At 65.7% G+C, this 24,129-nt stretch carries 23 protein-coding genes, 1 tRNA gene and 1 riboswitch; of the genes, 10 read left to right on the forward strand and 14 right to left on the reverse strand.

The window, feature by feature from the left end:
* Nucleotides 1-2: 2 nt before the first annotated feature.
* The 3 genes from xylA to CIT39_RS31775 all read right to left on the reverse strand — a co-directional run bounded on the left by xylA (nucleotide 3) and on the right by CIT39_RS31775 (nucleotide 3,888).
* Complete coding sequence (xylA, locus tag CIT39_RS31765; protein WP_094976379.1) at nucleotides 3-1,325, reverse strand: xylose isomerase; 1,323 nt, start codon at nucleotides 1,323-1,325, stop codon at nucleotides 3-5.
* Complete coding sequence (gene xylB, locus CIT39_RS31770) at nucleotides 1,326-2,780, reverse strand: xylulokinase (protein ID WP_094976378.1); 1,455 nt, start codon at nucleotides 2,778-2,780, stop codon at nucleotides 1,326-1,328. It lies immediately after the preceding gene.
* 67 nt (nucleotides 2,781-2,847) lie between these two features.
* On the reverse strand, nucleotides 2,848-3,888 hold the full coding sequence (locus CIT39_RS31775) for a LacI family DNA-binding transcriptional regulator (RefSeq protein WP_094976377.1): 1,041 nt from the start codon (nucleotides 3,886-3,888) through the stop codon (nucleotides 2,848-2,850).
* Nucleotides 3,889-4,247: 359 nt separating this feature from the next.
* On the opposite strand from CIT39_RS31775, the gene CIT39_RS31780 reads away from it, so the two are divergent.
* The gene (locus tag CIT39_RS31780) at nucleotides 4,248-4,952 is read left to right on the forward strand and encodes a PRC-barrel domain-containing protein (protein WP_244607486.1); all 705 of its coding nucleotides are present in this window, start codon (nucleotides 4,248-4,250) and stop codon (nucleotides 4,950-4,952) included.
* A 133-nt stretch (nucleotides 4,953-5,085) separates the two neighbouring features.
* On the opposite strand, the gene CIT39_RS31785 is transcribed toward CIT39_RS31780, so the two are convergent.
* A tRNA-Gly gene (locus CIT39_RS31785) sits at nucleotides 5,086-5,159 on the reverse strand.
* Between the two features lie 173 nt (nucleotides 5,160-5,332).
* Here CIT39_RS31785 and CIT39_RS31790 point away from each other — a divergent pair.
* The 6 genes from CIT39_RS31790 (at nucleotide 5,333) to CIT39_RS31815 (ending at nucleotide 8,878) form a co-directional block, all read left to right on the forward strand.
* Nucleotides 5,333-5,911, forward strand: a complete 579-nt coding sequence (locus CIT39_RS31790) for a methylated-DNA--[protein]-cysteine S-methyltransferase (protein WP_094976376.1) — start codon at nucleotides 5,333-5,335, stop codon at nucleotides 5,909-5,911.
* Between the two features lie 9 nt (nucleotides 5,912-5,920).
* Nucleotides 5,921-6,760, forward strand: coding sequence for a helix-turn-helix transcriptional regulator (locus tag CIT39_RS31795; protein ID WP_094976375.1), 840 nt, complete (start codon nucleotides 5,921-5,923; stop codon nucleotides 6,758-6,760).
* 131 nt (nucleotides 6,761-6,891) lie between these two features.
* Entirely contained in the window at nucleotides 6,892-7,251 is a 360-nt protein-coding gene (locus tag CIT39_RS31800; RefSeq protein ID WP_148667346.1) for a hypothetical protein, read from the forward strand.
* Between the two features lie 104 nt (nucleotides 7,252-7,355).
* On the forward strand, nucleotides 7,356-7,715 hold the full coding sequence (locus CIT39_RS31805; protein ID WP_162308787.1) for a VOC family protein: 360 nt from the start codon (nucleotides 7,356-7,358) through the stop codon (nucleotides 7,713-7,715).
* 138 nt (nucleotides 7,716-7,853) lie between these two features.
* A complete protein-coding gene (locus CIT39_RS31810) occupies nucleotides 7,854-8,255 on the forward strand; it encodes an SRPBCC family protein (protein ID WP_094976372.1) in 402 nt (133 codons plus the stop codon).
* A gap of 128 nt (nucleotides 8,256-8,383) precedes the next feature.
* Nucleotides 8,384-8,878: a hypothetical protein gene (locus CIT39_RS31815; RefSeq protein WP_162308788.1), complete on the forward strand. Its 495-nt coding sequence runs from the start codon at nucleotides 8,384-8,386 to the stop codon at nucleotides 8,876-8,878.
* On the opposite strand, the gene CIT39_RS31820 is transcribed toward CIT39_RS31815, so the two are convergent.
* From CIT39_RS31820 to CIT39_RS31835, 4 genes are all read right to left on the reverse strand, one after another.
* Nucleotides 8,875-10,320 carry an MATE family efflux transporter gene (locus CIT39_RS31820; protein WP_094976371.1) on the reverse strand — a complete coding sequence of 482 codons (1,446 nt, stop codon included), beginning with the start codon at nucleotides 10,318-10,320 and terminating at the stop codon, nucleotides 8,875-8,877. The two genes, CIT39_RS31815 and CIT39_RS31820, sit on opposite strands and share 4 nt — an antisense overlap.
* A 169-nt stretch (nucleotides 10,321-10,489) precedes the next feature.
* Nucleotides 10,490-11,542, reverse strand: coding sequence for a hypothetical protein (locus tag CIT39_RS31825; protein WP_094976370.1), 1,053 nt, complete (start codon nucleotides 11,540-11,542; stop codon nucleotides 10,490-10,492).
* A gap of 107 nt (nucleotides 11,543-11,649) precedes the next feature.
* Entirely contained in the window at nucleotides 11,650-12,066 is a 417-nt protein-coding gene (locus CIT39_RS31830; RefSeq protein WP_094976369.1) for a PAS domain S-box protein, read from the reverse strand.
* A 140-nt stretch (nucleotides 12,067-12,206) separates the two neighbouring features.
* Nucleotides 12,207-13,343, reverse strand: a complete 1,137-nt coding sequence (locus CIT39_RS31835) for a 2'-deoxycytidine 5'-triphosphate deaminase (RefSeq protein WP_094977034.1) — start codon at nucleotides 13,341-13,343, stop codon at nucleotides 12,207-12,209.
* An 80-nt stretch (nucleotides 13,344-13,423) separates the two neighbouring features.
* Nucleotides 13,424-13,503, forward strand: a riboswitch (SAM riboswitch).
* 74 nt (nucleotides 13,504-13,577) lie between these two features.
* On the opposite strand from CIT39_RS31835, the gene CIT39_RS31840 reads away from it, so the two are divergent.
* Nucleotides 13,578-14,765: an O-succinylhomoserine sulfhydrylase gene (locus CIT39_RS31840; protein WP_101635093.1), complete on the forward strand. Its 1,188-nt coding sequence runs from the start codon at nucleotides 13,578-13,580 to the stop codon at nucleotides 14,763-14,765.
* Between the two features lie 126 nt (nucleotides 14,766-14,891).
* Here CIT39_RS31840 and CIT39_RS31845 read toward each other — a convergent pair whose 3' ends face one another.
* From CIT39_RS31845 to CIT39_RS31855, 3 genes are read right to left on the reverse strand one after another with little or no spacing between them, the layout of a single operon-like run.
* Nucleotides 14,892-15,899 (reverse strand): SGNH/GDSL hydrolase family protein, encoded by a 1,008-nt coding sequence (locus tag CIT39_RS31845; protein WP_094976368.1) that lies wholly within the window; start codon nucleotides 15,897-15,899, stop codon nucleotides 14,892-14,894.
* Between the two features lie 18 nt (nucleotides 15,900-15,917).
* Nucleotides 15,918-16,694 (reverse strand): SGNH/GDSL hydrolase family protein, encoded by a 777-nt coding sequence (locus tag CIT39_RS31850; RefSeq protein WP_094976367.1) that lies wholly within the window; start codon nucleotides 16,692-16,694, stop codon nucleotides 15,918-15,920.
* Nucleotides 16,694-18,004 (reverse strand): OpgC domain-containing protein, encoded by a 1,311-nt coding sequence (locus CIT39_RS31855; RefSeq protein ID WP_094976366.1) that lies wholly within the window; start codon nucleotides 18,002-18,004, stop codon nucleotides 16,694-16,696. Before CIT39_RS31855 ends, CIT39_RS31850 begins: the two co-directional genes overlap by 1 nt.
* Nucleotides 18,005-18,218: 214 nt before the next feature.
* On the opposite strand from CIT39_RS31855, the gene apaG reads away from it, so the two are divergent.
* Complete coding sequence (gene apaG, locus CIT39_RS31860; protein ID WP_162308946.1) at nucleotides 18,219-18,611, forward strand: Co2+/Mg2+ efflux protein ApaG; 393 nt, start codon at nucleotides 18,219-18,221, stop codon at nucleotides 18,609-18,611.
* 1,053 nt (nucleotides 18,612-19,664) lie between these two features.
* Here apaG and CIT39_RS31865 read toward each other — a convergent pair.
* From CIT39_RS31865 to CIT39_RS31875, 3 genes are all read right to left on the reverse strand, one after another.
* A complete protein-coding gene (locus CIT39_RS31865) occupies nucleotides 19,665-20,684 on the reverse strand; it encodes an Hsp33 family molecular chaperone (protein WP_094976364.1) in 1,020 nt (339 codons plus the stop codon).
* Nucleotides 20,685-20,857: 173 nt separating this feature from the next.
* Complete coding sequence (gene argF, locus CIT39_RS31870; protein ID WP_094976363.1) at nucleotides 20,858-21,793, reverse strand: ornithine carbamoyltransferase; 936 nt, start codon at nucleotides 21,791-21,793, stop codon at nucleotides 20,858-20,860.
* Nucleotides 21,793-23,001, reverse strand: coding sequence for an aspartate aminotransferase family protein (locus CIT39_RS31875; protein ID WP_094976362.1), 1,209 nt, complete (start codon nucleotides 22,999-23,001; stop codon nucleotides 21,793-21,795). The genes argF and CIT39_RS31875 overlap by 1 nt, the downstream gene beginning before the upstream one ends.
* 454 nt (nucleotides 23,002-23,455) lie before the next feature.
* Here CIT39_RS31875 and CIT39_RS31880 point away from each other — a divergent pair, with 454 nt between their 5' ends.
* The gene (locus CIT39_RS31880; RefSeq protein ID WP_094976361.1) at nucleotides 23,456-23,968 is read left to right on the forward strand and encodes a GcrA family cell cycle regulator; all 513 of its coding nucleotides are present in this window, start codon (nucleotides 23,456-23,458) and stop codon (nucleotides 23,966-23,968) included.
* Nucleotides 23,969-24,129: the final 161 nt, after the last annotated feature.

Genomic DNA, 24,129 nt, shown 5'->3' on the forward strand with positions numbered 1-24,129 from the left:
GTTCAGACATAGCGGTTGACCAGGGATTCCAGATATTCCTGCCGGCCCGAGCGCGGCTGCGGGTCGAAGCCCGGCTGAAGCGCGCGGTCGGCGAGATCGGCGAGCGAACGCTGACCGCCGAGAATGGCGCGGCCCTCAGGCCCGGCCCATCCCTGGTAACGTTCAGTCAGCGGCGCCGTGAGCGCGCCGGCGTCGACCATGTCGGCGGCGACGAGGAACGCCCGCGCGCAGGCATCCATCGAGCCGACATGGGCATGGATCAGGTCGTCCGGGTCGATCGACTGCCGCCGGATCTTGGCGTCGAAATTGAGCCCGCCGGAGGTGAAGCCGCCGCGGTTCAGCATCTCGTGAAACACCAGCGCCAGCTCCGGGACGTTCATCGCGAACTGGTCGGTATCCCAGCCGAGCAGATCGTCGCCGCGGTTGATGTCGAGCGAGCCGAACACGCCGAGCGCCTCGGCGAGCGCGACCTCATGGTGGAACGAGTGGCCGGCAAGGATGGCGTGGTTCTGCTCGATGTTGAGCTTGACGTCTTTGAGCAGGTCGTAGCGTTCGAGGAAGCCGTAGCAGGTGGCGACGTCGAAATCATATTGGTGCTTGGTCGGCTCCTTCGGCTTCGGCTCGATCAGGATCGGCCCCTTGAAGCCTATTCTGTGCTTGTGCTCGACCACGAGCGAGACGAACCGGCCGAGCTGGTCGAGCTCGCGCTTGAGATCGGTGTTGAGCAGCGTCTCGTAGCCCTCGCGCCCGCCCCACAGCACATAGTTCTGGCCGCCGAGCCGGTGCGTCACCTCCAGCGCGGCGCGGACCTGGCCTGCCGCGTAGGTGAAGATCTCCGGGTCCGGATTGGTCGCGGCGCCCGCCATGTAGCGACGATGCGTGAACAGATTGGCGGTGCCCCACAACAGGCGCACCTTGCTCGATGCCATCTTTTGTTCGAACAGATCGGCAATCGCGTTGAGATTGGCGACGGATTCGGCGAGCGAAGCGCCTTCCGGTGCGGCATCGACGTCGTGGAAGGTGAAGAACGGCACATCGAGCACGCGGAACAGCTCGAACGCGACGTCGGCTTTGGCCCGCGCCTGCGCCATCGCGTCACCGCCCTGGTGCCACGGCCTCAGGAACGTCTCGCCGCCGAAGGGGTCGCCACCCGGCCAGCACAATGAATGCCAATAGCAGACCGCAAAGCGCAGATGATCCTCCAGCCTGCGGCCGTGCACGAGGCGGTCCTTGTCGTACCAGCGGAACGCGGGAGCTTGTCCCGCGTCCTTGCCGGCGAAGGCGACGGGTGCACTTGCATCGAAGAATTTGGCTGGCGCGTTCACTTAAGTGTGCTCCTTCAATGCGGGATAAAGCTCGCGCCATTTCCGGTAGGCCTCGTCATAGGCTTCCATGACGGATGCGCGGGGCGTGAAGCTCGCGAGCCGCCGCGGGCGGGTGCAGACGTCCGCGGGATCTTCACCGGTGGCGGCGAGCCGGCCGAGCCTGGAGGCACCGAGCGCCGCCCCGACCTCGCCCTCCTCGACGCGGTGAACGGGAATGCCGAGCACATCGGCGCAGATCTGCGCCCACAGCGGCGAGCGCGAGCCGCCGCCGACGAGATCGAGCTCGGCAACAGGCCCGCTCGCGGCGCTCAGCGCCGCCAGATTATCGCGCGCGGCAAAGGCGACGCCTTCGAGCACGGCCTGCACGATCTGCGTCCGCCCGGTCGCACCGCGCAGGCCGACCAAGGCGCCGCTGGCGGCGGCATCGTTGTGCGGCGTGCGCTCGCCGTCGAGATAGGGCAGGAATCTGATCGGGCTCGGCCCATCGACGCGCTCGCCGAGCGGCGCCAGCAGCGCTGCGGCCGGTGTCTCCATCACACCGGCGAGCCAGGCCAGCGAAGCCGCCGCCGAGAGCATCACGCCCATCTGGTGCCAGAGGCCCGGAAGTGCGTGGCAGAACGCATGCACCGCCGTTTGAGGCGCCGGCGCGAACCGGTCGGTGACGCGGAACACGACGCCTGACGTTCCCAACGACAGGAACGCATCGCCCGGCGCGATGGCGCCGAGCCCGATCGCGCTCGCGGCATTGTCGCCGGCGCCACCGGCGACGACGACATCCTTCGCCATGCCCCAGCGCTGCGTGAATTCCGGCATGAGCACCGCGCTCACGGCGCTCCCCTCGACGAGGCGCGGCATGTGGTGGAGATCGAGCCCGGTGGCGTGCAGCAACAGGGGCGACCAGCGGCGCAGACCGACATCGAGCCACAGCGTGCCGGCCGCATCCGACATGTCCTCGATCATCTCGCCGGTCAGGCGATAGCGCACATAGGCCTTGGGCAGCAGCACCTTTGCGATCCGCGCAAAGATTTTTGGCTCGTGCCGCGCGACCCACAACAGCTTGGGCGCGGTGAAGCCGGGCATCGCCAGATTGCCGGTGAACGCGTGCAGCGAGGGGCAACGCTGCTCCAGCACGGCGCATTCGGCCTGCGAGCGGCCGTCGTTCCAGAGGATTGCCGGACGCAGCGGCCGACCGTCCTCGTCGAGCAGCGTTGCGCCATGCATCTGGCCCGACAGGCCGATGCCGCGGACCAGCGCCACCTCGCGCGGATGGCGGGCCGCGAGATCGTCGACCGCACCGATGGCGACCTCGACCCAGGCATCGGGATCCTGCTCGGACCACAGCGGCGCCGGGTGCGACAGCGCGAGCTCGCGCGCCGCCGTCGCGTGGATCGCGCCGGCTTCGCTCACGAGCACCGCTTTCACGCCGGACGTGCCGATGTCCAGTCCGAGATACACGTCGTCTCCTCCTTGGTCATTGCGAGGCGCGATCTTGACGTCGCGTTCTCCGCCAGAGCGGCCCGTCCTAGGGCAGATTGTCCCGCATCACGATGTCGATCCTGATCTTCTCCTGTTCGCGCAGGATCGGCTCGCCGCGAGCGAGCGCGAGCAGCACGCGCACGGCGGCACGCGCTTCATGCCCCGGGTTCTGTGAGATCGCGGCATCCATCACGCCCTGCAGCAGCAGCCGGCGGGTCAGTACGGTGACGTCATGACCGACGAACACCACCTTGTCGCGAGCAGCTTCGCTCAACGCTTTGGCGACGCCTTGCGTGCCCGCGCCGACGTTATAAAGGCCGACAATGTCGGCATGCTTGCCCAACAGCTGCGCCAGCACCTGTTCCGAACGATCGTCCTCGTCGCGTCCTTCCAGCACCGGCAGCACGCTGAGCCCGGGAAATTCCGACGCCATCACCTGGTTGAAGCCGAAGATGCGCTCGGCATGGTCGCGCAGGCCCTGCGAGCCCGCGACGATCGCGACCTTGCCGGACTTTTGGCCGGCCAAACGCCCGACCAGCGCGCCGGCGGTGCGCCCCGCGGCGATGTTGTCGATACCGACATAATGGTGGCGGCGCGACGACGGCACGTCGGACACCAGCGTCACCACCTTGGTGCCGGCATCGACGAGATCGTTGATCGCGGCGCGGACGCCGGGATGATCCAGCGCCACCACCGCAACGCCGTCGCAGTCGCCGGACAGCGCCTCCAGGGAGGCTGCGAGCACCGACGGATCGAACACGTCGGTCGCGACCATCTCGACGTTGAGGCGGCGAACCGAAAGCCAGGCCGACATTTCGCCGAGATAGGCCTCGATCTGCTGCATGAACGGGTTCGGCCCCGACGGCATCACGAAGGCAAAGCGGCGGGCGCGGCCGCGGGCCAGCTCGGCCGCGGCGACGTGCGGCTGGAACGCGTTGCGTTCAATCGCCGCCTTGACGCGCCGCACCGTATCCGGCCGCACCCCCGGCCGGTTGTGCAGCACGCGGTCGACGGTCGCGAGGCTGACGCCCGCCTCGCGGGCGATGTCCTTGAGCGTCAGCGCGGTCGGGGTGAGGGTCTCGGCCATCGCTGAAGGGTAGCAGAGGTGTTTTGAGGTACGCAACTCATTTTGAGGGTCTCGGTAACTCGGGCCCGGCTCCGCCCCACCTCATTCAGCGGCCGAACACATCAATCTTCAGGACAGGCTCAGCCATCTCAGACCTCGCGCACGCCTCCGCGATGATGTGGCGGAGCATCTCGCCGCGAAAGCTGCGTCGCGTGCTCCCAAGCGTACGCATCGACGTCACCTCGCCATGGGTGCCGACTTCAGCGTCACGGTCGCATCCAGCGCGTCGCGCCCCGACCGATCCAGAACGCGATGTCGCTCGCGCGAAAGCCCGGCAGATCGAGTGCCATGACCTGCAAGCTCAACCTAATCAAAGTTTCATGCAACCGGTGATTTTCCGTGACGTTGTTTCTGCGAAGGCAGGATGGACATTCGAACGAGATGGAGAATGCACGATGCGTGTTGCTGTCTTACTTGCTACCGCGGCTACGATCGCACTGGGCTCAGCGGCCTGGGCTGCTTCCAACAACGACAACGCGGCGCAGCCGACTAATGTCCGACAGGACATGATGCAGACGCTGCAAAAGTCGGGCTACAAGGACATCAGGCTGGCCCCGACGTCGTTCGACGTTCAGGCGGTCGATAGCGACGGAAACCCGGTGAGGATGTCGATCGGGCCGGATCACTTCGCCGAAATGATTACCGTCCGCGATATCCACCAGACCGCTGCGGACACCAGCTCGAACGCGGCGCGCCCGAGCACTGCGGGCGACTACGTCACCGTCCAACAAAGCGGCGATCTTGCATCCAAGCTCATTGGGCTCGACGTCTACAACAATGACAACAAGGATATCGGCACCATCAAGGACATCGCGCTCGATCAGAGCGGCCGCGCCAATGCCTACATCCTGTCGGTCGGCGGCTTCCTGGGGATGGGCGAACATTACGTCGCGGTGTCCCCGTCGGCCGTCCACGTCACCTACAAGGACAACAAGTGGCACGCCGGCATGAATGCCACGGCCGACCAGCTCAAAGCGGCGGCGGAGTTCAAATATAGCGGCCGTTGGGCCGGAAGCGTGATTTAGCCGTCACAGGTCGGCATTCCTCTGCTCCAATGCGCGGCCACGCGAGAGGCTCCGGACCACCAAGGGCCTCTCGTCCGCTCCAGCAAGGACGCCGCAATTCGAGAATGATGGGCGTAAAGCGGACGAAACGGCTTGGAGCGGGCGAAGGGAATCGAACCCTCGTATGCAGCTTGGGAAGCTGCCGTTCTACCATTGAACTACGCCCGCGGATGCGCTGCTCACGCCCGTCCTGATTAGCCGAGACGGCGCCTTCCGCCAAGCGGTTTGGCGCGGCCGGCCTGACGCTCCTTAAGTTTTCGGTAAGATTCCAGGTGCGCCGGATTGTGGCGGTGTTATGATCTCGTGTCTGGGGAGAAACGTGCACTGAGTGGGGCGTGTGCATGGTGGGGCGTGGCTATTCGATATTCGACACGGCGATCGGGCGCTGCGGCATCATCTGGAGCGGCACCGGCGTGGTGGCGGTGCAATTGCCGGAGGCGCGGGAGATCGACACCCGCCGCCGCATCTTTGCGGTCCATCCCGAAGCGCGCGAGCAGCGTCCCTCCGACAATGCTGAGCTTGCGATCGACGGCATCGTGAGCCTGCTGCAGGGCGACGATCCCGATTTTTCCGAGGTCAGCCTGGATGCCGGCGGGGTGCCCGGCTTCAACCGGCGCGTCTATGAGTTCGCCTGCTCCATTCCGCGCGGGGAGACGCGGACCTATCACGAAGTCGCCAAAGCGCTGGGCGCTTCAGGCGCGGCCCACTCGGTGGCGCAGGCGATCGCCAGGAATCCCTACATGCTGATCGTGCCCTGCCATCGCCTGCTGGAGGCCGGCAGTTACGCCGACCGGCTCTCGCCTTTCGGCGGAGTGATCTCCAAGCGGCGGCTGCTGGCGCTGGAGGGCGCCCATCCCGTCGCCAGCAAGACACTGTTCGAGGTGCTGCTGCCCGTTGCTCCGCCGAGGCCGTCCACCTAGATAGGTGGCATGGACGCAACCACGCTACTGAATACACCCTCGATGACCGTCTCCGAGTTTCGCTGCGATGCGGGGCCGGATGACGCGCCGTTTGCCGAATGCCGCACCGGGCATTCCATCGCCTATGTCCGCTCGGGCAGCTTTGGCTGCCATTGCCGCGCCGGCTTCTTCGAGCTGGTGGCGGGCTCGATGCTGGTCGGCGCGCCCGGCGAGGAATACACCTGCACGCATGAGCATGTCAGCGGCGATGTCTGCCTGTCGTTCTTCCTCAGCGCGGACCTGGTCGACGCCCTCGGCGGGCGGCGCGAGACCTGGCAGGTCGGCGCCACGCCGCCGCTGCCCGAATTGATGGTGCTGGGCGAGCTCGCCCAGACGGCGGCAGATGGCAACAGCGACATCGGTCTCGACGAGGTCGGCCAGATCCTGGCCGGCCGCTTCATCGAATTGGTCTCGGGCAAGGCGCGCAAGCCGGCCACGCCCAATGCGCGCGACCGCCGCCGCGCGGTCGAGGCCGCGCTATGGATCGACGACAACTCGCATCAAGAGGTCGATCTCGAACAGGCGGCAAAGCAGGCGGGCCTCAGCCCGTTTCATTTCCTTCGGCTGTTCTCGAGCGTGCTCGGCGTCACCCCGCATCAATATCTGGTGCGCTCGCGGCTGCGCCACGCCGCGCGGCTTCTCACGGATGACGACATCGCGGTCACCGATGTCGCCTATGACGTCGGCTTCGGCGATCTCTCCAACTTCGTCCGCACCTTCCACCGCGCTGCCGGCGTATCGCCAACCAGGTTCCGGCAGGCCTCGAAGGGAGAGCGCAGCATCTTCGCCGAGCGCCTCGTCCTCAATTGAGACAGGTCGGCCGGGTTTGCGGGTAACAGTCTGTTGACCAGACGGGTGCGTCGCACTGGCGCTTGCGGTAGGCCGCGCGATAGTACAACCAGCGGGCGAAACGACGCCCGCTGAAGGCGGCGAATCGGCAGATGGACAGTGACTCGAGTGATGTGATTGCGGCCACATTGATTGCGCTTGCCGTAGGACTTGCCTTCATCGCCGGCTGTGCCGTCTATTATGGCCGCCAGATCACCTCGCGCAGGATTCCGATGCAGTGGGGCACCGACGGTCAGCCGGCCTGGTTCGCACCACGCCTCATCGGGCTCTGGTTCAGCTTCGGCATCACGGCGGCGCTGTCCGCGTTCCTGCTCGTTCTCGCCCATCACGACCCTCAGAAGCTCACGGCGCTGATCGTCGCAACGGTCAGCGTGATCGGAACGAACATGTGGGTTCACGTCTATCACCTGAAACGGGTGATCCGGTGGCAGTCGGAGGCCCCGGCGAACTAGGCGGGCGCCGGGCGCAAGATTCTCCAAGAGCGGCCCACCTCACCCCGGCTAGGGTCGCCTCCGGCGCGCGCCATTTTCGGCGCGTTTTGCAGATGGAGACGACCATGTACGACCACATCGGGCTTCGCGTTGCCGATCTCGACGCCGCGACGCGCTTCTACACCGCGGTGCTGACGCCGCTCGGTTACGTCCTGTGCTCCAGCGGCGACGGTTATGCCGGCTTCGGGCCGAAGGGCGAGCCGGCGCTGTGGCTGCACCTGAACAAGGGCCGCAAGGCCGACGGCGCGCACATTGCGTTCCGCGCCGGAGATCATGACGCGGTCAAGGCGTTCCACAGCGAAGGCCTGAAGAGCGGCGGCCGCGACAATGGCGGCGCCGGGCCGCGCAAGGATTACAGCCCGACCTATTACGCGGCATTTTTGATCGACCCCGACGGCAACAATGTCGAGGCGGTTTGTGCGTGAGCGCTAGCCGCTTAGGAGATCTCGTAGGGTAGGCAAAGGCGCAACGCGCCGTGCCCACCATCTCTCAACAATCGTGACAGATGTGGTGGGCACGCTTCGCTTCGCCCACCCTACCAATGCTGCATTTGAGGAACCTCCATGGCCTCCATCCACAACGACATTCCTCTCAACGCCTCCGCGCGCGACGTCTGGGATGCGGTGCGCGATTTCGGCGCGCTGCATGAGCGGCTGGCGCCCGGCTTCGTCACCGCCTGCGCGCTCGACGGCGATGCGCGTATCGTCACCTTCGCCAACGGTTCGGTGGCGCGCGAGATCCTGGTCGATTGCGACGACGCGCGGCAGCGCCTCGTCTATGCCATCAGCAACGAGCGGCTGAAGCATTACAGCGCCTCGGTGCAGGTGATCGCCGACGGCGAGCGGAGAAGCCGTCTGGTGTGGATCATCGACATGCTGCCGAACGAGCTTGCAGCCTATGTCGAGGGACAGACCAGGGAGGCCGTCGTTGCGATACATCAAGCGTTTCCGCCGGCTGCCGCCTAGCCGCGGTCGACGCGCTGTACCTCTGTGAGTTTTCTCACAGAGCTGCGCCCTCGCCGGCCGTAACCATCGCGGCGTGCGTCCGGTTGGCTCCGCTTTCCCGGCGGCGCCACGCACGCGAGGAGCATGCCATGAGAGGTGCGGACAAGGTGATTTGCCAGGCGGCCGCCGTGCTGCTGCTGTTTTCAGTCGCGAGCTCGCCGGCGAAGGCGCAGTTCCTCGGCGGCGGAGGTGCCGGCGGCGAGGACATGATGACCCAGATGGCGCCGATGCTGGAGATGATGAAGGCGAAGATGGGCAAGCGCCGCTTCGCCATGATGATGCAGACCATGGGCCCGATGATGAGCCGCATGATGGAGAATGGCGGCGGTGGGCTTGGTGGCATGATGAGCGGCGGCGGCCTCGGCGGCAGCACGCTCGGCGGCGGCCTCGGCGCACCCAATTACGGCGGCTACACCGCGATGGGTGGCGGCACCATGCCGGCCGGGTATGCCGGGGTTGGTGGCGGCGACATCATGGGCATGATCGGCGGCGCCAGTGGCGGCGACATGATGGCGATGATCCCGCAACTGATGCGGCTCGCCAATGTGGGCGGCAGCGGCCATCGCCGCCACAGGCATCGCTAATCGGCGGCGCCTGAAAGCGCCGGCCTGATCGCGGGCTTGCTCGCGCGCGGTCCCCAGCGCGTCAGCGCGACGCTGGAGGATGAGAGCAGGCCGAGCAGGACCATCGAGCTCGCGGCCAGCCAGAAATAGCTCTGCGCCGTGGCTTCGTGTGTCGACAGCCACCAGCCGGCCGCCGAGATGTAGATCAGCCGCGCCGTCTGCGCCAGCACTGGCCCGATCACCTTGGCCGCGCCTTGCGAGGAGAAATACATCGTCGTGGCAATGCCGAAAAAGGCGTAGAATGGTCCGACCGTCGAGAGATATTGATGGCTCGCCGCGCGCACGGCCACGCTGTCGGTGAAGATGTTGATCCAGAGATCGGGGAACATCGCGACGAGGCACGCAGGCGCGCCGACGGCCACGAAGGCGGCAACACTGGCGATCCATGCGACGCGCCGTGCGCGCGCGATGTTGCCTGCGCCGATCGCCATCCCCACCATCGGCACACAGGCGATGCCGAACGAGAACGCGATCGAGGTCAGCAGGAATTCCAGCCGCGCGCCGATGCCGTAGCCGGCGAGGATCGCGGTGCCGAATTGCGCCAGCATGTGGGTGAAGATCGAGATCGTCAGCACCGATTGCAGCGGCGAGAAGCAGGCGATGGCGCCGACCTTCAGGATGTCGAAAAACATCGCCCATTGAATCCGCAAGCCGCGCAGCTTCGGTGTCACCCGGGCGCGGCCGGAGAACAGGTACCAGCCCATGATGCAGATGTTCATGGAATAGGCGATCAGCGCGCCGGCCGCGACGCCGCGCATGCCGAACTGCGGCACCGGCCCGAGCCCGAGGCCGAGCGTGCCGCCCAGCACGATCTGCCAGGCCGCCGAGTTGAGGATCAGGAACGACGGCAGCTTCATGTTGCCGGTGCCGCGCAGCACGCCGGCCATGGTGTTGAGCAGCCAAGGCAGCACGGCGCCGCCGAAAAACACCTGTGTGTAGGCAATCGCGTGCGTCAGCACGTCGCCGCGGCCGCCGAGCATTTCCAGCAGACGCGGGCCGAAGATCAGCATGCCCAGCATGAAGACGAGCCCGAAGCTGATGCCGATCAGGATCGCATGCGCGGCGAGCGTGCCGGCGCGCTCGCGATCGCCGGCGCCGAGCGCGCGGGCAATGGCGGAAGCCACCGCACCGCCCATGGCGCCGCCCGACATCGTCATGGTCAGGATCACTGTCGGAAACACCAGCGCCATCGCCGCCAGCGCCTCGACGCCGAGCCGGCCGATATAGGAAGTCTCCGCGATCACCGTACAGGTGCCGGCCGAGAGCGCGATCACGTTGGGCCAGGCGAGGGAGAGCAGCGTGCGCAGGATCGGCCCGTCGACAAGCGCGCTTCGCACCGGAGGCGGAGGCGGCGGCAGCGGACGCTCTTGCTCATCGACCGGGATTTCGGCGATGTCGGACATATCTTCTCCGGGGCACGGGCGCCAATTGCGGCGCGGCAATGCGTAGGTGTGCCAATTATTTTCTTCGCGCAGAAGCGCGCAACGCGAGGCTTGTTAGCACGGCGCGGGGCGATTCCTCCTGCGCCAGTTGCAGGCGCGCCCTGCGGCAGCGCATTTCGATGGGATGAATTTAGCCGATCGTCCAGACCAGCGGCGGCCGCCCTCCTGTGGTCGAGCGCATATGCACGCCGATGTGCCGCCCGCATCCCGCAGCCAGGCCTTCGAACAATCCCTCCAGCACCCTGGCGCAAGCTGGATGATAGTCGGCGACGTCGTCCATCAGCTTCCAGCTCTGCTGGCGGAGTTCGAACGTGCCTTCGGATTGCGTCGTCTCGGCGACGTCATCCTGCGCGGCGAACAGCGCATTCAGGAACGCGGCGAATTCATTTGCGCCTCCGCGGCTCATCGCCAGTGGGGCGGCCACTTCGTCGAAATATTGCATGCCGATCAGCTTGCCGGTGAGGTGCAGGAGATAGCTCGCATCCTCCGGTCCGAACAGCTGCACCATGACGGGCGCGGCGGTGCGGACATATTCCATCGCGTAGTTGCGATAGGCTTTTTCCAGGCGCGGCTTCGGCCAGCTCGCGACCGGCAACGCCGGCGCAGTCCTGGCATCGAACAGCGGCGCTTCGAGGTGGCGCGCGAAGACGAGCCGCTGGTCCGGCTCGAGCGGATGGTCGTATTGGCAATAATAGCCTTCCAGTCCGTCCTGGCCGTCGACGCTCTGTTTGGTGCAGACGAAACCAAGCCTGAGATCGCCGAGCGCGACGCCGTTATTGGCGTGCCATCCGCGCAGCATCGCGCGGCTCACCTCGCCCGGAACGCCGCAGATCGCGGTGCCTTTCCAGATCCAGCGCGGCGGCGGATAACGGATCCAGGCCTTGGCGTCGCTCTCATACATGTATTCGACATGCACGCCGCCGATCCAGTTGGAGAGATAGTGATATTGCGCGGCCGCCACCGCTGGCGGCAGATGATCGATCCCGAGCTTCCGCAAGCCCGGCAGGAAGCGCTCCTGCTGCTGGCGGCGGAACACGCGGAAGACGAACTCCGCGGCATCCGCGGTGCCGCGCCGCGTGACGACGGTGAGGATGAGGCCCGTGAAGTAAGCGTGATAGAGATCGGCGACCGCGCGCCAGCGCTTCCATTGGGCTTCCTGCGCGGCGTCAGCTGCGTCGGTCATTGGTTTCGCTCCCGATCGTTGTTGCGATCGAGTGTGTCACCGCGCCTTCCGGCAAGCAACATGACGCCCGTGCAGAGCGCCCTGCGCGGCCGCCCGCCAATTCCGCATCACGAAGTTTGCGGCGGCGCCTTGGCTGCGCGCTCTCGCTCGACCCGTTCGGTGACGTCACGCGCCATCGCCACCGATCCCAGCACGTTGCCGCCGGAATCCCGCACCAGTGCAAAGGTCATCTCGATGTAGAGCTTGCGTCCGCTCTTGTGCAGCGCGCGGGTCAGCGTCGGCCTGCCCGCGAGCTTCATCGCGCCGGTGGCCAGCGCAGCTTCAAAGCCCTTCCAGTGCGCGGCACGCAGATGCTCGGGAATGATCAAATCGAGATTCTGGCCGAGCGCTTCCGTGGCGGAGAAGCCGAACAGAGCCGCCGCTGCACGATTCCACCGCATGATCGTGCCGGAGCGATCCGAATAGATCAGCGCATCCGCGACGTCTTCGGCGATCTTTGCGTCGAGTTCGGATGGGTTGGTCATGTCACCACCTTGTAGCCCGGATGGAGCCACCGGGTCGGCGCGGAGCGCCGCCCGATGACAGGCTCTGCGTAATCCGGGATCGTGCCACAAGTGAGACCTTCCCGGATTTCGCTTCGCTCCATCCGGGCTACGCGATATCGCTACACCCGGAAATGCTTCGATAGTTTGAGGCCCTGGGCCTGGTAGTTGGAGCCGATGCGCTGGCCGTACATCGCGTCGGGGCGGGCCAGCATCTTCTCGTAGACGAGGCGGCCGACGATCTGGCCGTGCTCGAGGATGAACGGCACTTCGCGCGAACGCACCTCCAGCACGGCGCGCGATCCCAATCCGCCCGCGCCGGCATAGCCGAAGCCGGGATCAAAGAATCCGGCATAGTGCACGCGGAATTCGCCGACCAGCGGATCGAACGGCACCATCTCCGCCGCGTAGTCGGGCGGCACCTGCACGGCTTCCTTCGAGGCCAGGATGTAGAACTCGCCGGGATCGAGGATCAGGCTGCCGTCGGGGCGGGCCGAGATCGGCTCCCAGAAGTCCTCGACGGAATACCCGGCGCGACGATCGACGTCGACGACGCCGGTGTGGCGCTTGGCGCGGTAGCCGACGAAGCCGTTTGCCCTTTCGCCGGAGAGATCGACGGAGACGGCGACGCCGCCGGAGAGATCGGCATCGTCGACGTCGACGAGGCGCTCGGCGGCGTGCAAGGCATCGAGCTCGTCGGGGTTGAGGATGGCGTCGCCGGTGCGGAAGCGCACCTGGCTCAGACGCGAGCCCTCGCTGACCAGCACCGGAAACGTCTTCGGGCTGATCTCGGCATAGAGCGGGCCGTGATAGCCGGCGCCGATCATGTCGAAGCGGCGGGTGCCGTCAGCGATCACGCGGGTGAAGACGTCGAGCCGGCCGGTGGAGCTCTTCGGGTTCGCGGCCGCGACGATCTCAGGCGGCAGCGCGAGGCTCTCCAGCAGCGGCACGATGTAGACGCAGTTGGTTTCAAGCACGGCGCCGTCGGCGAGGCTGAATTCGTGCAGCTTCAATTCGTCGATCCGCTCGGCGACGGTGGCACCGGGACCGGGCAGGAAGCTGGCGCGGACGCGATAGGCGATGTCGCCGAGACGCAGATCGAGGCTCGCCGGCTGGATCTGGCTCTCGACGAAATCATAGGCGGGCAGGATGAGGCCTGCCGCCGCCATCGCCGCGATCATGCGGTCGGGCAGGATACCATTGGCGTCGGGCGCGACCGTGAACGTCAACCGGGGGTCCTCATCGGGGGTCAGATGCATCCAGACATGCCGGAAATACAAGTCTTTTACGGCTATCCGATGGACGCCTTGACGGAAAGGGCATTGCGGAATATGAGCATCACTTATCCCGTGGTGATTTGAGCCGGCCGGCTTGCAGCCACGTTAAATAAGTCGCTAAACAGGCCGGGGACCTCTGTGATCCCGGCCCGTGGATATATCCAGGCCGGTTTTTTTGTGACCGTTTTCGACGAGACGGTCATGTCGGAGGTACCTATGTCGAAGTCGACCACCAACTACCGTCCCGAAACCCGCCTGGTCCATTCCGGCACCCTGCGCTCGCAGTTTGGCGAGACGTCGGAGGCGCTGTTCCTGACCCAGGGCTATGTCTACGACACCGCCGAGCAATGCGAAGCGCGGTTCAAGGGCGAGGATCCGGGCTTCATCTATTCGCGCTATTCCAATCCCACCATCGCGATGTTCGAGCGCCGCATGATCGAGCTCGAAGGCGCCGAAGCCGCCCGCTCGGCGGCAACAGGCATGGCCGCGGTGACGACCGCGATCCTGGCGCCGCTCAAGGCGGGCGATCATCTGGTCGCCTCCCGCGCGCTGTTCGGCTCGTGCCTCTACGTCGTGCAGGACCTGCTGCCGCGCTACGGCATCGAGACCACGCTGGTCGACGGAGCCAATCTCGACGAATGGCAACGCGCGGTGAAGCCCAACACCAAGACGTTCTTCCTGGAGAGCCCCACCAACCCGACGCTCGACGTGCTGGATATTCCTGCCATCGCCGAGATCGCGCACAAGGCCGGCGCACGGCTCGTCGTCGACAACGTGTTCGCGACGCCGATCTGGCAGAGCCCGCTCGCGCTCGGCGCCGACGTCGTGGTCTATTCCGCGACCAAGCATATCGACGGCCAGGGTCGCTGCCTCGGCGGCATCATCCTGTCGTCCGAGGCCTTCATCGCCGAGCACATCCACAACTTCATGCGCCAGACCGGCCCGTCGATCTCGCCGTTCAACGCCTGGGTCCTGCTCAAGGGCCTGGAGACCCTGGGCGTGCGCGTGCGCGCGCAGACCGAGACCGCCGCGCGCATCGCCGACGTGCTGGCGAGCCATCCGAAGATCTCGCGGCTGGTCTTCCCGGGCCGCGCCGATCATCCGCAGGCGGCGCTGGTGAAGAAGCAGATGCGCGGCGGCTCGACGCTGGTCGGCTTCGAGGTCAAGGGCGGCAAGCAGGCGGCGTTCCGCGTGCTCAACGAATTGAAGCTGGCGAAGATCTCGAACAATCTCGGCGACGCCAAGAGCCTCGTCACCCATCCGGCGACCACGACGCATCAGCGCCTGAAGCCGGAGGACCGCGCCGCACTTGGCATCAGCGAAGGCTTCATTCGCTTCTCGGCGGGGCTGGAGCATGCCGATGATCTGATCGAGGATCTGACGGCGGCGCTGGAGAAGGCGTGAGGGGGTGAAGGTCTCGAAGGGTGGGCAAAGGCGCGCTTGCGCCGTGCCCACCATTCTCGATGACAATGACGAGATCGTGGGCACGGCGCGCGAAGGGCGCGCCTTTGCCCACCCTACGGCACCGTCTTACATCGGCCGATACGTCCGCACGTCGGCCGGCACGTTCACGCCCAGCTTGATCTGGCCGACGGAGCGGATGATATCGTCGCCGAGCAGCTGGGCGAAACAGGCGTAGCCCCAATCGTTCATGTGCAGGCCGTCGGCGATGACGAAGCCCTCGACCGGAATGGCCTGCTTCTCGTGCCACTCGCGCATCACTTCGAAGCGCGGGAAGATGCCGACGTGACGGAGCTCGGCGACCTTGCCGAGCAGCTTCACCATCCTGCCGGCGCTTTCGGCGCGCTGGTTGACGGCCGGCGAATATTGCGGATCGACCAGCACGATGTCGGCGTCGCCGGCGGCCTGGATGCGGCCGATGCCCTCCTCGACCAGCTTTGCGGTCTCGCCGGGATCGAGATTGCGCAGTACGGCGTTGGTGCCGACCTGCCAGATCACGAGATCCGGGTGCACGTCGATCACCTCCCTCTGGAGGCGCTTCATCATCTCGGGCGCGTCCTCGCCACCGACGCCGGCATTGACGACGGTGATGTCGGCGGTCGGATATTGCCGGCGCAACTGTGCGGCAAGACGGTTCGGATAATTAAACTCCGGTGAGGTCGCACCGAAGCCCGCGGTCGACGACGAGCCGAACGCGACGATGACGACGGGCTTGCCGGCGACGAGCTTGCCCGCGACATGCGGCAGCGAGCCCATCGCCTTCGTACCACCCTTCGGCGGCAGGCATGGCACGCGGCTGAAAATATCGGCGGCGGACTTCGCGACCTCTTTCACTTTGTCGATAGCGCGTGAGGTGACGCCGCGCTGCTCGGGTGACCTTGCGGCAACGGTGGTCTGGGAGGGTGAAGCGGGCACGGGATCAGACGACTGCGCCGGTGCGGGCGTCGCCTGCGCGGCGTTGGTCTGCGCCTGCGCGGCCTGGGTCTGCGCATGCGAGGCCGGCGTCAGCAACAACAGCACTGCGGCTGCAGGCGCGACCAGCCGTAACGTCAGGCAAAAAGGGCGGAGAGAACTCATTAACGCTAGACCTCAATTTTACTGCTGGGCCGGCTCCAGATGGGCAGCGTCGATCACGAACTGTGCCAACGCCCGGCCGAGGCAATCATGGACTTGTTTCGCCAGCTCGGGCCCGCGGGACGGGCTGAACAGGTCGAACTGACCCTGCTCATTCCACTGCCGCATGATCGCGAAACGATCAAACAGCGGGATGTCGTGCTCCTGCGCCACCACGCGCATATTATCGAGGAATGGCTGGGCCGAGATCATCGTCTCGGTACGTGGGCTGTACTGTAAATTCATCAGAACGACGTCGGCCCCTGCCTTTTGCAGCGCAATAACCCCGTCGGTGACGGCGCTGCGAAACTCGTCGGGATCGATGGATCGGATGGCATCCACGGTCCCGGTCTGCCAGACCACCAAAGTAGGCGTTTTTGCTTCCATCAGCTTAACGAAGTTCGAGGCGGCCTCCTCTGCCGTCTTCTTGCTCTGTATTTCTACGGAGACGTGCACCGCCTCCGACGGCGGCAGCTTTTCCTTCAGGATCGCCTCCATGCGCGCCGGATAGGAGCTGCTTTCCGATGCCGGAATCGTGGTCGAGCGGCTGCCGATGACCAGGATCTCGAGCGGCTTACCGGCCTTGACGGCTTCGGCGACCTTGGGAAGCTGGCTTTCGCTGTTGAGTAGATAGGACGGCACCTCGCACGCCGCGGGCGCGGTCGCAGCGGCAGGCGCAGCAGCATCCCCCGCGCGCGCCACAGGCGCGGCCAGGCTACCGCATAGCAGGACCAGGCTCAGGAGAACCTTCGCCTTCATCAGCCCCCTCCCGCCAGATCGGCGCTGCCGACGGCGTTCTTGGTTTTCGCACCGCCCTTGTCAGCCACGCGCTTGTACCACGAAATCACCCAGGCCACGCCCCACATGATCAGGACCCCGGAGAGACTAATCAGCGCATGCACGGCTGCCCCGCCGGAGACTTCGGCGAGAATGAAATGGCCGGCGAAGGCCAGGAAGACGCCGAGGCAGAAGATCTCCAGGGAATGCTGGCCACATAGAATCAATGGGCGCAGCCAGCGCGATTTCAAGCCCGGCCAGTCCCGGGGCAGGAAGCGCACGGTGAGCGCGGCCAGCGCCAGGAAATGCGTGAAGCGCAACACGTCGAGGTCGGTCTTGTCGATCGGATACATCCATTGCTCAACGCGCTTCGGCATGAATTGGGAGAGCTGCGGCACGTACCAGGTCAGCGTCACGTAGAACGCCGCGACGAGATAGGCGATCGCGATCCACATCGTCACCGGCGAAGCCAGGATACGCGACATGCGACGCGCACCTCCGAGCGCGCACCATGCCCCGAACACGAACAGCAATTGCCAGGCGAAGGGATTGAAGGCCCAGAAGCCGTTCGGATAGGCCGACAAATAGAGATCGTATTCCCAGGTCACCGCGTAGAGCACGACCGAGAGACCGAGCGTGACGTCGGGTCGCCATTTCATCGACCACAGGATCAGCGGCAGCGCCAGCATCAGCACGATGTAGAGCGGCAGCACGTCCATGTTCACGGGGCGGAAACGCAGCAGCAGCGCCTGCACGATGGTGACGTCGGGCTGCTTGAGGAAATCCATGATCCCCATCTCTTCGGTGTAGAGCGGGTTCTCGAAGCGGGTCGCGACGTAGGAGATCTCGGCGAGGAAGATCGTGAACAGGAAGACGTGGGCGACGTAGATCTGCCAGACCCGGCGCAGGATGCGCGCAGTGGCGATGACGACGCCGCTCTCCAGCATCGCCCTCCCGTAGACGAAGGCGGCGGTGTAGCCGGAAATGAAGATGAAGATCTCGGTGGCGTCGCTGAAGCCGTAATTGCGGATGGTGAACCAGGTCAGCAGGCTGGGCGGCAGATGGTCGATGAAGATCAGCCACAGCGCCAGCCCGCGGAACAGGTCGAGCCGGAGCTCGCGCTCGCCGATGGCGGGCAGCGTGATGGCCGGCGCCCTCGCGCGCGGCTTCGCCCGCGCGGGCTTGACGTCAGCAGCCACGCTGTCCGCAGGCTTGACGTCAGCAGGCCTGACGTCAGCAGGCTTGGCGGTTCCCGCGGTCGTCGATCCCGTCACTTGGTCGGCAATGATCATCGGGGGGCCAAATACCCTTCGGCAAATCGCGACGTCTCGAGGAGTGTACCGGTCCGGTCGTCGTCTCGCAAAGCGGCCGGGTCACAGAAGGGCTCGAACCCCTCCGGGGGTATTTCCCTCGGGGTGTCCTTCCCTTCGAATTCTGGCGGGACGATGTCGCCAAAGCCGCCTCGGGGGTTTGGTTCCGGAGCCGGATTTCGGTATGGTAGCAGCCATGTACCGCGCCGTGACCCGCCAGATTGAAGTAACCGTCGAGCCGAACTTTGTTCCGGAACAGTCCTCGGCCGACCGTTCCCGCTATTTCTGGTCCTACACCATCGTCATCACGAATTCGGGCGAGGAGACCGTGCAGCTCAAGACGCGGCACTGGATCATCACCGACGCCTCAGGCCGCCAGCAAGAGGTCAGGGGCGAAGGCGTGGTCGGCGAGCAGCCGACGCTCGCCCCCGGCGAACGGTTCGAATACACCTCGGGCGTCCCGCTCTCGACCGCCTCCGGCTTCATGACCGGCCGCTACCAGATGGTCACCGAAAGCGGCGAGCGCTTCGAGATCGACGTGCCGGCGTTTTCGCTGGACAGTCCGGATAACAAGCGGGTGTTGAATTAGCGGGCTGCACGCTCGTGTCCCGGCGCAGAACCGGGACCCAGCGCGACACGGCACGATGCGGATGGATGGGGCAAGAGAGCGGAGTGTAGCGCAACTCTCTCCAAGTCGTCATTGGGATGCTTCCCTGCACATCCCAGCGGCAGCGCCGTAGGGTGGGCAAAGGCGCCAGCGCCGTGCCCACCATCTCCCTCCATGAGCAACAAGGCGTGGGCACGCTGCGCTTTGCCCACCCTACGAGATCCGGCTTGTGGCAGGCAGTTCGGCTTGCAGACACGGCTTCTCGTCCTCGCGGCGCGTTGCGCCCGAGCTTTGCTTCATCTTCACCCTCCAAATCCAAGAGGGCGCAGGGAAGGCCGGGTGCCGGCTGGCACCCGCGGTCCGCTGCGCGAAATGCACGCGCAAAAAAGACCGCACAGCAGCATACAGGTGTCGCCGATCACTCGGCCTTCCCTGCGCAGTGGCTGGACGGCTTATGCCGTGATCTCCCGGGAGCCGACCATTCCTTCTGGCCTCCCTCGCCGTTCAAATTGACGATGCCGTCCACCCGGTTGGGCTCGCGCACATCTTCGAACAGCTTGACCGTGGCAACGACGGCCAGGACCACACGGTTTTGCCGTACGCACGGCCCGCCATGTCGCCGCAGTATTCCCGGGCCCTGTCGACAGAGCCGGAAACTTACGAGCGAGACGAAGCCTGACAGCGCCGTCGTCCGCACGCGGTTACGGACTCACAGGGACTACCCGCCCTGCCCGCACCTCTCATGCCGACGCTGCCGCGTCCACCGCAAGCCCGGCTCGCGAACATGACGACGACACGTCGCCCCTCTTGGGTGAGCCGGGATGGGCGATACATACGCCGAAACCGAATTTCGGTAAAGTGGAATATTTTCGCGCGCGTGGATTGACAGAGGGCGACACAGGCACGGTCCCGTAACCCGGATGAGCCAACGGGTCGGCGCGAAGCGCCGCCCGATGACAGGCTCCGCGGCATCCGGGATCTCTGCGAGTGACGTCCCGGGTATCGCTGCGCTCACCCGGGCTACGGCCTTGCTCGCTACGCGTCCTCGACGCCCGCCTCGGCCGGCGTGAAATCGTACACCGAGCTGCAGAACTCGCAGGTGACGACGACCTTGTCGTCCTTCACCATCGCCGCGCGGTCGTCGGGCGAGAAGCTCTTCAGCATCGAGGCGACCGCATCGCGCGAGCAGGAGCATTGCGCCTTGAGGACCATCGGATTGAACACGCGCACGCCGCGCTCGTGGAACAGGCGGAACAGCAGCCGCTCGCCGGAGAGCTCGGGATCGATCAGCTCGACGTCCTCGACGGTCTCGATCAACGAGCGCGCCTCGACCCAGGCATCGTCTTCCGCGACGCTGTGCACCTCGACGCCATCGGGGGCATCGCCGGGATGCAGATCGGCCTGCCGCGCGCGCTCCGGCGCCTTCGGCAGGAACTGCATCAGCATGCCGCCGGCGCGCCAGCGATGCTTGCCGCCGTCGTTCGAGCGCCACTCCTCACCGACCGCGAGACGCACCTTGGTCGGGATCTGCTCGGAGCGCAGGAAATATTCGTGGGCGGCGTCTTCCAGGCTGCCGCCGTCGAGCGCAACCAAGCCCTGGTAGCGGCTCATGTCGGGGCCCTGGTCGATGGTCATGGCGAGATGACCGTGACCGAGCAGCGCGCCGGAATCCATTCCGGATTTTTGGGCATCGCCGAGGCGCGCGGCGTCGAAGCGCGCATAGGCGCGCAGGCGATCGGGCGCCTGATAGTCCACCACCAGGAACGACACCGGACCGTCGGTCTGCGCCTGCAGGATGAAGCGTCCCTCGAATTTCAGCGCAGAGCCGAGCAGCGTCGTCAGCACGATGGCCTCGCCGAGCAACTTGCCGACTGGCGCGGGATAATCGTGCTTGGTCAGGATCTCGTCGAGCGCTGGGCCAAGCCGCACCAGGCGCCCGCGGACGTCGAGCGCGTCGACCTCGTAGGGCAACACGGCGTCATCGATCGGAACCGCTGATGGCGCGCGAACCGGGCCTTCAGGGCCTGCTTTCATCTCGGGGGATTGGGAAACCATGGGGCGTTATCTGGGGTCGGTGGACAAAAATGGAAGAGGCGCGCGCCCGTTCAATCGTCGCCGGAGCAACGGGCTGCGTAGCCCGGATGGAGCGTCGCGTAATCCGGGGTATTCGCGTGACGTATCGTCGGCCCCGGATTTCGCTGGGCTCCATCCGGGCTTACAATCAAGGGCTACTTCACCGCGTCGAAGCACCAGGCCAGAATGCCCTTCTGCGCGTGCAGGCGGTTTTCGGCCTCGTCGAACACGACCGATTGCGGACCGTCGATCACGTCATCGGTGACCTCCTCGCCGCGATGGGCGGGCAGGCAATGCATGAACAGCGCGTCGGGCTTGGCCAGCGACATCAGCTTGCCGTTGACCTGATAGGGCTTGAGCACGTTGTGGCGGTGCTCGCCTTCCTTGTCGCCCATCGACACCCAGGTGTCGGTGACGACACAGTCGGCGCCGCGCACGGCGGCCTCCGGATCGGTGCCGAGCATGATCGGCGCGCCGGTCGCCTTGATGAAGTCGCGCATAACTTTCTTCGGCGCGAGTTCCGGCGGGGTGGCGACGTTGAGCTGAAACTTGAAGCGCTCGGCGGCGTGGGCCCACGAGGCCAGCACATTGTTGTCGTCGCCGGTCCAGGCCACCGTCCTTCCCTCGATCGGGCCACGATGCTCCTCGTAGGTCATGAGGTCGGCCATCACCTGGCAGGGATGCGACCGCCGCGTCAGGCCGTTGATGACGGGCACCGTCGCATATTCCGCAAGCTCCAGCAGCGCGTCGTGATTGAGGATGCGGATCATGATGGCGTCGACATAGCGCGACAGCACGCGCGCGGTGTCGGCGATGGTCTCGCCGCGGCCGAGCTGCATCTCGGCACCGGTGAGCATGATGGGCTCGCCGCCGAGCTGGCGCATGGCGACGTCGAACGACACGCGTGTCCGGGTCGACGGGCGCTCGAAGATCATCGCCAGCGTCTTGCCTTCGAGCGGCCTGACCGGCTGATGCGCCTTCTGCTTCGCCTTCATGGCGGAGGACGCCGCAAGCATGCGCTTGAGCTCCGACAGCGGCAGCTCGTTGATATCGAGGAAATGCTTCGGAGTTTTGTTGGGGGACTTGCTCATCAGCTTGCCGCCCGCTTGGTCTGGCTGGACGAGATCGCGGAACAGGCGCGCTCCAGCCGCCCGATGCTGTCCTCGATCTCGGCTTCGGTCACGATCAGCGGCGGCAGGAAACGCACGACATTGTCGCCGGCCCCGACGGTGAGCAGCTTTTCATGACGCAGCGCTGCGACGAGATCGCCGGAGGGCACCACGGCCTTGATGCCGATCAGCAGGCCCTCGCCGCGCACCTCGCTGACGATGTCGGGATAGCGGTCGATCACGGAGGCAAGCTTCTGCTTCAGCAGCAGCGACATTCTCTGCACGTGGTCGAAGAAGCCGGGCGCGAGCATGACGTCGAGCACGGCGTTGGCCGCGGAGATCGCCAGCGGATTGCCGCCGAAGGTCGAGCCGTGCGAGCCGGGCCCCATGCCGGCGGCCGCATCCGCGGTCGCCAGAATGGCCCCGATCGGGAAGCCGCCGCCGAGCGCCTTGGCCAGCGACATCACGTCCGGCGTGACGCCAGTGCGCCGATAGGCGAACAGATCGCCGCTGCGGCCCATGCCGGTCTGCACCTCGTCGAAGGCGAGCAGTAGGCCCTTCTCGTCGCAAAGCTGGCGGAGCGCCTTGAGGAAGGTCGGCGTTGCCGAGCGCACGCCGCCCTCGCCCTGGATCGGCTCGATCAGGATGCCGGCGGTGTGCGGACCGATCGCCTTCTTGACGGCCTCGATGTCGCCATGCGGCACCTGGTCGAAGCCTTCCATCGGCGGACCGAAGCCTTCGAGATATTTTGCCGAGCCGGTCGCAGCCAGCGTCGCCAGCGTGCGGCCGTGGAAGGCGCCTTCGAAAGTGATGATGCGATAGCGCTCCGGATGTCCCTTGGAGAAGTGATGATGGCGCACCAGCTTGATCACGCCCTCCAGCGCTTCGGCCCCCGAATTGCAGAAGAACACGAAGTCCGCAAAGCTCTCCTGGCAGAGCCGGTTGGCGAGCTTCTCGCCATCCGGGCTCTGGAACAGGTTCGACATGTGCCAGAGCTTCGTCGCCTGCTCCTGCAGCGCCTTGATCAGATGCGGATGGCAATGGCCGAGCGCATTCACGGCCACGCCCGAGGTGAAATCGAGATAGCGATCGCCATTGGTCGCGATCAGCCAGCAGCCTTCACCGCGCTCGAAGCCGAGGTCGGCTCTGGCGAAAACGGGGAGCAAATGCGGCGCTGCGCTGTTCGTCATGATGTCACTTGAATGTTGCGGACGGTGTGACGCGTGCATTGCGCAACGCACCATCCACCGGCCCGGAAAACGAAACGTGCCGCCTTTTAAGGGCGGCACGCGGGACTATCTTATGCCTGGCAAGACGGGTGTCAATGCCGCCCGGAAAGCCTCGGGAAACGCAGAATCCGTAGTCTTGCGGTGCCGATTTTGCGGGATTTCACCACGGAACATGTGGAAGCGAGTCGGCGGACTCTTGCGCGGGAGTCACGCCATATTGTAGCGTTTGGATTGTCAGATACGACATCTCGTGCAGCGGTTCTGATCTCAAGAGTCCTCATGTACCGGCGTAAACGTTCGGGCGTCAGTCGCGCCCGGCGAGCCCTAAGGGATTCTGGCGGCACGGGTTTTTCGAAGCTTAGCAATCGCCGCATGGGCGCCAGGACGGCAGCCGCGCGACGAGGGAAAGGGTGCAATGACGGTTTTGACCTGGTCCGATGATCGCGTCGAGCAGCTGAAAAAGCTCTGGGAGGCCGGACTTTCGGCCAGCCAGATCGCAGCTGAGCTCGGCAATGTGACCCGCAATGCCGTGATCGGCAAAGTGCACAGGCTCGGTCTGTCCGGCCGCGCAAAGAGCCCGTCATCGGCCGCGCCCCGGCCGCGCAAGGCGCGCCCCGCACAGCACATGATGCGGGTGACCCGCCCCATCGCGCGCGGCAACACCGCGCTGGCCCAGGCCTTCGAGGTCGAGGTGGAGGCCGAGCCGGTCACCTACGACAACGTGGTGCCGATGAGCCAGCGGCTGTCGCTGCTCGAGCTGAACGAGGCGACCTGCCATTGGCCGGTCGGAGATCCCTCCAGCCCGGACTTCTTCTTCTGCGGCGGCAAGGCGCTGTCCGGCCTGCCCTACTGCGCCCAGCACTCGCGCGTGGCGTATCAGCCGGCGGCCGATCGCCGGCGCGCAGCACCTAAGCCGGGGCCGCGGTGAGCTTGCGGATTTAGCTGACTAAGGACGGTGCTGTCACACGACGACGGCGCAACAATCTCGGTGTCATCCCCGCGAACGCGGGGATCCATAACCACAGGGCGCAGTTATTGCGCGAGATGGTCACTCCGAGTCTTCGCCAAACTACGTCCTGTGGTTATCGC

This window comes from Bradyrhizobium symbiodeficiens, from assembly GCF_002266465.3.
GTDB classification, from domain to species: Bacteria; Pseudomonadota; Alphaproteobacteria; order Rhizobiales; family Xanthobacteraceae; genus Bradyrhizobium; species Bradyrhizobium symbiodeficiens.

What these genes read in the sequence shown, in the direction of transcription:
- CIT39_RS31775 (WP_094976377.1), bottom strand. Translation starts at nt 3,888, where the DNA reads ATGGCCGAGACCCTCACCCCGACCGCGCTGACGCTCAAGGACATCGCC.
- CIT39_RS31780 (WP_244607486.1), top strand. Translation starts at nt 4,248, where the DNA reads ATGCAACCGGTGATTTTCCGTGACGTTGTTTCTGCGAAGGCAGGATGG.
- CIT39_RS31790 (WP_094976376.1), top strand. Translation starts at nt 5,333, where the DNA reads ATGGTGGGGCGTGGCTATTCGATATTCGACACGGCGATCGGGCGCTGC.
- CIT39_RS31795 (WP_094976375.1), top strand. Translation starts at nt 5,921, where the DNA reads ATGGACGCAACCACGCTACTGAATACACCCTCGATGACCGTCTCCGAG.
- CIT39_RS31800 (WP_148667346.1), top strand. Translation starts at nt 6,892, where the DNA reads ATGGACAGTGACTCGAGTGATGTGATTGCGGCCACATTGATTGCGCTT.
- CIT39_RS31805 (WP_162308787.1), top strand. Translation starts at nt 7,356, where the DNA reads ATGTACGACCACATCGGGCTTCGCGTTGCCGATCTCGACGCCGCGACG.
- CIT39_RS31810 (WP_094976372.1), top strand. Translation starts at nt 7,854, where the DNA reads ATGGCCTCCATCCACAACGACATTCCTCTCAACGCCTCCGCGCGCGAC.
- CIT39_RS31815 (WP_162308788.1), top strand. Translation starts at nt 8,384, where the DNA reads ATGAGAGGTGCGGACAAGGTGATTTGCCAGGCGGCCGCCGTGCTGCTG.
- CIT39_RS31820 (WP_094976371.1), bottom strand. Translation starts at nt 10,320, where the DNA reads ATGTCCGACATCGCCGAAATCCCGGTCGATGAGCAAGAGCGTCCGCTG.
- CIT39_RS31825 (WP_094976370.1), bottom strand. Translation starts at nt 11,542, where the DNA reads ATGACCGACGCAGCTGACGCCGCGCAGGAAGCCCAATGGAAGCGCTGG.
- CIT39_RS31830 (WP_094976369.1), bottom strand. Translation starts at nt 12,066, where the DNA reads ATGACCAACCCATCCGAACTCGACGCAAAGATCGCCGAAGACGTCGCG.
- CIT39_RS31835 (WP_094977034.1), bottom strand. Translation starts at nt 13,343, where the DNA reads ATGCATCTGACCCCCGATGAGGACCCCCGGTTGACGTTCACGGTCGCG.
- CIT39_RS31840 (WP_101635093.1), top strand. Translation starts at nt 13,578, where the DNA reads ATGTCGAAGTCGACCACCAACTACCGTCCCGAAACCCGCCTGGTCCAT.
- CIT39_RS31845 (WP_094976368.1), bottom strand. Translation starts at nt 15,899, where the DNA reads ATGAGTTCTCTCCGCCCTTTTTGCCTGACGTTACGGCTGGTCGCGCCT.
- CIT39_RS31850 (WP_094976367.1), bottom strand. Translation starts at nt 16,694, where the DNA reads ATGAAGGCGAAGGTTCTCCTGAGCCTGGTCCTGCTATGCGGTAGCCTG.
- CIT39_RS31855 (WP_094976366.1), bottom strand. Translation starts at nt 18,004, where the DNA reads ATGATCATTGCCGACCAAGTGACGGGATCGACGACCGCGGGAACCGCC.
- apaG (WP_162308946.1), top strand. Translation starts at nt 18,219, where the DNA reads ATGTACCGCGCCGTGACCCGCCAGATTGAAGTAACCGTCGAGCCGAAC.
- CIT39_RS31865 (WP_094976364.1), bottom strand. Translation starts at nt 20,684, where the DNA reads ATGGTTTCCCAATCCCCCGAGATGAAAGCAGGCCCTGAAGGCCCGGTT.
- argF (WP_094976363.1), bottom strand. Translation starts at nt 21,793, where the DNA reads ATGAGCAAGTCCCCCAACAAAACTCCGAAGCATTTCCTCGATATCAAC.
- CIT39_RS31875 (WP_094976362.1), bottom strand. Translation starts at nt 23,001, where the DNA reads ATGACGAACAGCGCAGCGCCGCATTTGCTCCCCGTTTTCGCCAGAGCC.
- CIT39_RS31880 (WP_094976361.1), top strand. Translation starts at nt 23,456, where the DNA reads ATGACGGTTTTGACCTGGTCCGATGATCGCGTCGAGCAGCTGAAAAAG.